The organism is Archangium sp. (assembly GCF_036389735.1).
In the GTDB taxonomy this organism is placed as follows: domain Bacteria; phylum Myxococcota; class Myxococcia; order Myxococcales; family Myxococcaceae; genus Archangium.
Genome location: NZ_DASVWK010000865.1, coordinates 1 through 7,098, shown reverse-complemented (window position 1 = coordinate 7,098; position 7,098 = coordinate 1). Strand labels below are relative to the sequence as shown.

Here is a 7,098-nt window from a genome sequence, read left to right as displayed (position 1 = left end):
TCCACCTGCCGCGCTCCACGCTGGTGGTGCTGGTGAGCGCGCTGCTCGGGCGCGAGCGCACCCTGGTGGCCTACCGGGAGGCGGTCGCCGCCGGCTACCGGTTCTTCTCGTACGGCGACGCGATGTTGGTGACGGAGTAGGGAGACGACAGACGCCATGGCAGAGCCGCGCAAGCAGAAGGGGGACACCCGGGTCGCACCGAGCCTGGTGCGCTACGAGCTGTTGCACGAGGACGCCTCGGGCACCCGCGCGCGCCGGGGACGGCTGCACACACCGCACGGCCCCGTGGAGACGCCCATCTTCATGCCCGTGGGCACCGTGGGCAGCGTCAAGGGCGTGGGGCCGGATGATCTGCTCACGCTCGACGCGCAGATCATCCTCGGCAACACCTACCACCTGATGCTCCGGCCCGGAGACGACCTGGTGGGGGAGATGGGCGGCCTGCACCGCTTCATCTCCTGGGAGCGCCCCATGCTCACCGACAGCGGCGGCTTCCAGGTCTTCAGCCTCGCCGAGAAGCGCAAGATCACCGAGGAGGGCGCGGCCTTCCAGTCGCATCTGGACGGGCGCCACATCCTCCTGTCCCCCGAGCGCTCCATCGAGATCCAGGAGACGCTCGGCGCGGACATCATCATGGCCTTCGACGAGTGCCCGCCCTCCACCGAGGACCGGGCCTACCTGGAGAAGTCCCTGGCGCGCACCACGCGCTGGCTCCAGCGGTGCGTGAAGGCCTGGAGCCGCGAGCGCTCCTCCCTCTTTGGCATCGTCCAGGGCGGCCTGGACAAGCAGCTGCGCAAGAGCCACGCCGAGGACGTGTGCGCTGTGGACCTACCGGGCTACGCGCTCGGCGGCTTCTCGGTGGGGGAGACACCCGAGGCCATGCACGAGGGCGTGGCCTTCTCCGCCCCGCTGCTCCCCCGGGACAAGCCGCGCTACCTCATGGGGGTGGGGACGCCCGTGGACCTGGTCACCTGCGTGGAGCACGGGGTGGACATGTTCGACTGCGTGCTGCCCACCCGGTGCGCGCGCAATGGCCTGCTCTTCACTTCGGAGGGCAAGCTCGTCATCCGCAACGCCACCTTCGCCAAGGATGAGCGCCCGCCCGACCCGGCCTGCACCTGCTACACCTGCCGCACCTTCAGCCGGGCGTACCTGCGCCACCTCTTCGTGGCGGGGGAGATCCTCGCCATGCGGCTCAACACCCTGCACAACCTCCACTACTTCCTCACCCTGATGAAGGAGGTGCGTCGGGCCATCGCCGAGGACCGGTATGCTTCCTTCGCCCGCGACTTCCGGGAGAAGGCCCGCGCCCAGGAGACTGAACGCACCCGGAAGAAATGACCCGGCGACCCCCCAGGCAGGCACGATAAAGCACGGGAAGTCCGGGTCTTTCTCGCCGTTCTCTTGCCGGGGGTGTGGGCCTGCTGCTAAGAGGCCCCCCTTTCCGGTGCGTCAGTTGTCCGGTGGTGGACGGCGGCGCGAGCGGATCCCTCTCTAAGCGACGAGGCGGTTTGTGGCAGACAGCTTTCTGATTCTGGCTCAGGCGGCGGGCGGCCCTGGCGGCGCGGTGAACATCCTGTTCATCGTCGCCCTGTTCGCCATCATGTACTTCATCATGATCCGCCCCCAGCAGAAGCAGCTCAAGGCGCACCGCGAGCTGCTCTCCGGGCTGAAGAAGGGTGATGAGGTCATCACCCAGGGCGGGCTCATCGGGCGCATCCAGGTGGTGTCGGAGCGCGAGGTGACGCTCGAGGTGGCCAACGGCGTGCGCATCCGAGTGCTCAAGTCGTCCGTGGCTGGCAGGTATGCGGTGGGCCCCGAGGCCCCGGCCGCGAAGATCGACGACAAGAAGGAGGAGAAGTAATGGATCGCGGCTGGTACTGGAGGCTGGGCCTGGTCATCGGCGTGACGCTGCTGACCCTGTGGCTCCTCATCCCCTCCTATTATTCGCTGTTCGTGCTCGAGAGGAGCCAGCGCAACAACCTGGTCCTGCTCGAGGAGAAGATGCCCAAGTGGGCGCCCCCCGCGAAGTACCGCATCAACCTGGGGCTGGACCTGCAGGGCGGCATCCACATGGTGATGCGGGTGGACACCAAGACGGCGCTGCAGAAGCGGACCGAGCGCCGGGGTGATGTGATCGCCCGCTACATCAACGAGAAGCAGCTGGGCGAGGTGTCCGTGAGCACGGATCCCGAGGCGCTGCGGCTCTCGCTGACCGCCAAGGATCCGGCCACCATGGACGCCATCGAGAAGGAGGTGCTCGCCACCTTCACCGACTTCGTCCGGGTGTCGCGCGAGGGCCCGACGCTGGTGCTCACCCCGGAGGAGGGCCAGGTGACGCGCTTCCGCGAGGAGTCCGTGGACCAGGCGATGCTCATCATCCGCAGCCGCATCGACAAGTGGGGCGTGGCCGAGGTCGACGTGCGCAAGCTGGGCACCGATGCCATCCAGATCTCCCTGCCGGGCCGCAATGATCCCGAGCGGGCCAAGGAGTTGGTGGGCACCACGGCGCAGCTCGAGTTCCGCATGGTGGACGACACCACCGACTTCTTCCGGCAGACGTACCAGACGACGCCGCCGCCGGAGGGCAGCAACATCACGCTGGACACCGCCGAGGGCTTCCCGCAGCTGGTGGGCCCCAACCGCGAGGCGCTGCTGGCCTACGTGGCGGACAAGACGCCCCAGGACCGCCAGGTGCTGCTGGAGTGCGTCCCCAGCGCGACGAGGAAGAGCGCGTGCGACAGCTACCGCACCTATCTGGTGGAGAAGGACGTGCCCCTCACGGGCGAGAGCGTGACGGGCGCGGATGCCGCGCTCAGCCAGCTCAACGAGCCGGAGGTGAACATCAGCTTCGACCCGGCCGGCGCTCGCGAGTTCGAGCTGCTCACCGAGAAGGGCACGGGCCGGCGCATGGCCATCGTGCTGGACGAGAACGTGCAGTCCGCCCCGCGCATCAACGAGCGCATCGGTGGTGGCCGGGCTCGCATCACCATGGGCCGCTCGGGTGGCCGTCCCCTCGAGGTGTGGCTGGCCGACGCGCAGACGCTGGCGCTGGCCCTCAAGGCGGGCGCGCTGCCGGCGCCAGTGACCACGGGTGAAATCCGCCAGGTGGGCGCCTCGCTGGGCGACGAGCTCATCCGCAAGGGCAGCCTGGCCGCCATCGTGGGCCTGGCGCTCGTCATCCTCTTCATGGCCATCTACTACAAGGCCGCGGGTGTCATCGCCGACGTGGCGCTGGCGCTCAACGGCCTGCTCATGCTCGCCGGCCTGGCGCTCTTCAACGCCACGCTCACCCTGCCGGGCATCGCCGCCTTCGCGCTGACCCTGGGCGTCGCGGTGGATGCCAACGTGCTCATCAACGAGCGCATCCGCGAGGAGTTGGGCCATGGCAAGACGCTGCGCACGGCGGTGGAGCAGGGCTACGACCGGGCCTTCTGGACCATCTTCGACGCCCACGTCACCGCGCTCATCGCCGGCTTCATCCTCTTCTTCACGGGCACGGGCCCGGTGCGCGGCTTCGCCACCACGATGATCATCGGCCTGCTGGCGTCGCTCTTCACGTCCATTCTCGTGACGCGCGTCTTCATGAACTACTTCGTCCACAGCCGTAAGACGCTGTCCGTCTAACAGGCCCCGGGGAACAGCAGATGCAAATCCTCAAGAACCAGACGAACATCGACTTCATTGGCAAGCGCAAGCCCGCCATCTTCATCTCCACGGCGATCAACCTGATCATCCTGGTGGGCATCGCCGTGTGGGGCTTCAACCTCGGGGTGGACTTCGCCGGCGGTACGGTGGTGGAGGTGCAGTTCAACAAGCCCATCAGCGCGGCGGACGTGCGCAAGCGCGCCGAGGCGGGTGGACTGCCCGACGTGTCGGTGCAGAGCATCGGCGCGGCCAACGAGAACTCGTTCCTCCTGCGGCTGGGTGGCGTCACCCAGCTCACCGAGGAGAACGCGGCCAAGGCCAAGGAGTCCCTCCAGGCGCTGGGGCCGATGAAGAGCCTCTACCCGGACCTGGCCAACGGCATCATCAACCTGCGCTCCGAGAAGGCGATCCCCACCGAGCAGCTCCGCAAGGCGGTGGAGGGCACTGGCACGGGCGTGGAGGAAGTGCGCGAGCTGGGCCAGGCGCAGGCCGGCGGCTTCGACTACCAGATCGTCGCCAGCGGCATGGCGGACCGCATCCGCGCCGCGCTGATGACGGGCCTGCAGGAAGGCCAGCCGGACTTCGAGATGCGCCGCACCGAGTACGTGGGTCCGCAGGTCGGCAAGCAGCTGCGCAACCGCGGCGTCGCCGCGCTGCTGTACTCGATGATCGCCATCCTCATCTACGTGGCGTTCCGGTTCGACTTCAAGTTCGGCCCGGGCGCGCTGCTCGCCATGCTCCATGACGTGGTGATGGTGGCCGGCTTCTACCTGTTCAGCCGCGCCGAGTTCGGCCTCACCGCCATCGCCGCGCTGCTCACCATCGTGGGCTACTCGGTCAACGACACCATCGTCATCTACGACCGCATCCGCGAGGACATGGCCAAGTTCAAGGGCAAGCCGTTCGCGGAGGTGATCAACATCGCCATCAACGACACCCTGGGCCGCACCATCCTCACCTCGGGCACCACGGCCCTCTCCCTCATCGGCCTGCTCATCTTCGGCGTGGGAGAGATCCGCGACTTCGCCTGGGCGATGCTCATCGGCATCCTCGTGGGTACCTACTCGACCGTGTACATCGCCAGCCCGCTCACCATCTGGCTGGATGAGCGCGCCGCCGCTCGCGAAGCCCGCGAGCGGAACAAGGGCGGCGGCCTGAAGCAGCAGGCCAACGCTCCGGGTTGAGCGTGGGCTGAAGCGCCGAGGGTGGGGAGTCGCTCCTCGCCCCGGTCCTCTCCCATTGGGAGAGGGGGTAGACCCGGACGGCCCTCGTGTACCGCGTCGCGGCGGGGACGGGGGCCGTCGGTTTTTTGGGGCGCCGGCTCAGAAGCGGCCTCCCACGGTGAGGGTGGTGTCCACCAGGTTGCCGCTCGCGTCCCCCGGCACCGCCGCGTCCGCGAAGTTGTCGTCCACCAGGATCCGGTAGGTGCCGCGCAGGCCAGCCGTCAGGGCGCCGGAGTTGAACTCGATGCCCGCCGCCAGCGGAACCTCCTCCATCAGGTCCGAGTTGTACGGGCTCGTCTGCCCGTTGCGCACGAAGACGTAGGAGACGCCAAGCCCCGCGCCCACGAAGGGCCGCACGCGCTCCATGAAGGGCGGCGACACCTTCACCAGGCTGCTCGCGCCATGGCGGAGGAAGGAGGGGGCCTCGGCGCTGGAGCGATCGTCCGTCACGTCGTTCTTGGTGCCGGCGTAACCCACCTCGAAGCCCAGCATCTTGTAGGGCTGGACGTTCAGGGTGACGCCCCACGCGGGGCCCGTGTCCGTCAACCCACCCAGGTCACCCGTGTACCCGCCGACCCCGCCCCCCAGGAAGATGTTCACATCTCCTTGCTTGTCCCCCTTGCCCTGTGCCATCGCGGTACCGGCCAACCCCAGCGCGAGCGAGAGGGTCGCCATCCGGATGCCCCTGAATGCCATGCCGTCCTCCGTGTTCTCAGGTATGCACTCCAAGCTGTGCATCCGCCCCAGGGCGGGGGCCCAGGGAGCATCCGACCAGCGCCTGTCTGCTCGGAAGCTGTATGGACGAAGTGACGGGCCCCAGGTTGGGTTCCCTTGGAGCTACGTCCGAGGTAGACTGAACATTGGTTGCTGGCCCGGGTGGGCCACCGAAGAGGGGTTGCGAACGTGCGTTGGATGATGCCGGAGGTGCCCCAGGAGCAGGCCGCGTCCCTGGCCTCGGAGCTCGGGCTGCATCCGCTCTCCGCGCGCGTGCTCGTGCACCGCGGTTTCCGTACCCCCGAGGCCGCCTCGGCCTTCCTCACGGACAAGCTGGCCGACCTGCCGGATCCCTTCCGGATGAAGGGCATGGTCGCCGCGGTGGATCGCCTCTACCGCGCCGTGCGCGAGAAGGAGCGCATCACCCTCTACGGCGACTATGACGTGGACGGCGTGTGCTCCACCTCGCTGCTCGCCCTGTTCCTCCGGGAGCTGGGCGCCCGGCCCAACACCTATATCCCCCACCGGCTCGACGAGGGCTACGGCCTCAACCTCCAGGCGGTGGAGAAGATCGCCGCGGAGGGCACCCGCGTCCTGGTGACGCTCGATTGCGGCATCACCTCCGTGGCGGAGATCTCCCGGGCCAAGGAGCTGGGCCTGGACGTGGTGGTGGTGGACCACCACACCGTGCCGCCCACGCTGCCCCCGGCCGTGGCGGTGCTCAACCCACACCAACCCGGCTGCGAGTACCCCACCAAGCACCTGTGCGCCGCTGGCGTGGCCTTCAACCTCTGCATGGGGCTGCGCAAGCGGCTGCGCGAGGACGGCTGGTTCGCCACCCGCAAGGAGCCCAACCTCAAGGCGCTGTTGGACCTGGTGGCCATGGCCACCGTGGCCGACGTGGTGCCCCTCACCGGCGCCAACCGCATCCTCGTGCACCACGGCCTCCAGGAACTCTCGGCCGGTCGCCGCCATGGAGTGCGGGCCCTCAAGGAGGTCGCTGGCCTCGAGGCCGACAGCCCCATCACCGCCGGGCAGGTGGGCTACCGTCTGGGGCCTCGCATCAACGCCGCCGGCCGCCTGCATGACGCGTCCCTGGGATTGCAGTTGCTGTGCTCCGAGTCGCTCGACGCGGCGCGCTCGCTGGCGCAGGTGCTGGACCGGGCCAACGCCGAGCGGCAGGGCATCGAGAGCGGCATCCTCACCGAGGCGCTCGCCCAGGCGGCCGAGCGGGCCGAGCAGTCGCGCGGCTTCGTCCTCTACGCCGACGGCTGGCACCCGGGCGTCATCGGGATTGTCGCCTCGCGCGTGGTGGAGCGCTTCCATCGGCCCACGGTGATGGTGGGGGTGAAGGACGGGGTGGGGAAGGGCTCGGCGCGCAGCATCGAGGGCTTCCACCTCTACGACGCCATCAGTGGTTGCGCGGACCTGCTGGCCCGCTTCGGCGGCCACAAGCACGCCGCCGGACTCACCGTGGAGGCCAGGCACCTGCCGGCCTTCCGCGAGGCCTTCG

7 protein-coding genes are annotated in these 7,098 nt (G+C 68.7%); 6 read left to right on the top strand and 1 reads right to left on the bottom strand.

Features of this window, described 5'->3' with window-relative positions; translation table 11 throughout:
* From VF794_RS30975 to secF, 5 genes are all read left to right on the top strand, one after another.
* The coding region (locus VF794_RS30975; protein WP_331116686.1) for an S-adenosylmethionine:tRNA ribosyltransferase-isomerase at window positions 1–140 on the top strand (140 nt) is incomplete at its 5' end.
* Window positions 141–156: 16 nt separating this feature from the next.
* Entirely contained in the window at window positions 157–1,341 is a 1,185-nt protein-coding gene (gene tgt, locus VF794_RS30970; protein WP_331116684.1) for a tRNA guanosine(34) transglycosylase Tgt, read from the top strand.
* 172 nt (window positions 1,342–1,513) lie between these two features.
* Window positions 1,514–1,864 (top strand): preprotein translocase subunit YajC, encoded by a 351-nt coding sequence (yajC, locus tag VF794_RS30965; RefSeq protein WP_331116682.1) that lies wholly within the window; start codon window positions 1,514–1,516, stop codon window positions 1,862–1,864.
* Window positions 1,864–3,627, top strand: coding sequence for a protein translocase subunit SecD (gene secD, locus VF794_RS30960; RefSeq protein WP_331116680.1), 1,764 nt, complete (start codon window positions 1,864–1,866; stop codon window positions 3,625–3,627). Before yajC ends, secD begins: the two co-directional genes overlap by 1 nt.
* Before the next feature lie 20 nt (window positions 3,628–3,647).
* Entirely contained in the window at window positions 3,648–4,832 is a 1,185-nt protein-coding gene (gene secF, locus VF794_RS30955) for a protein translocase subunit SecF (protein WP_331116678.1), read from the top strand.
* 138 nt (window positions 4,833–4,970) lie between these two features.
* Here the strand turns inward: secF and VF794_RS30950 are convergent, their stop codons facing one another.
* Window positions 4,971–5,567: a hypothetical protein gene (locus VF794_RS30950; protein WP_331116676.1), complete on the bottom strand. Its 597-nt coding sequence runs from the start codon at window positions 5,565–5,567 to the stop codon at window positions 4,971–4,973.
* A gap of 216 nt (window positions 5,568–5,783) precedes the next feature.
* Between VF794_RS30950 and recJ the strand changes: the two genes are divergently transcribed.
* Window positions 5,784–7,098: single-stranded-DNA-specific exonuclease RecJ (gene recJ / locus VF794_RS30945; RefSeq protein ID WP_331116674.1), on the top strand; the 1,315-nt coding region annotated here is incomplete at its 3' end.

Coding starts and splice junctions, on each gene's coding strand:
- tgt (WP_331116684.1), top strand. CDS start 157: ATGGCAGAGCCGCGCAAGCAGAAGGGGGACACCCGGGTCGCACCGAGC.
- secD (WP_331116680.1), top strand. CDS start 1,864: ATGGATCGCGGCTGGTACTGGAGGCTGGGCCTGGTCATCGGCGTGACG.
- secF (WP_331116678.1), top strand. CDS start 3,648: ATGCAAATCCTCAAGAACCAGACGAACATCGACTTCATTGGCAAGCGC.
- VF794_RS30950 (WP_331116676.1), bottom strand. CDS start 5,567: ATGGCATTCAGGGGCATCCGGATGGCGACCCTCTCGCTCGCGCTGGGG.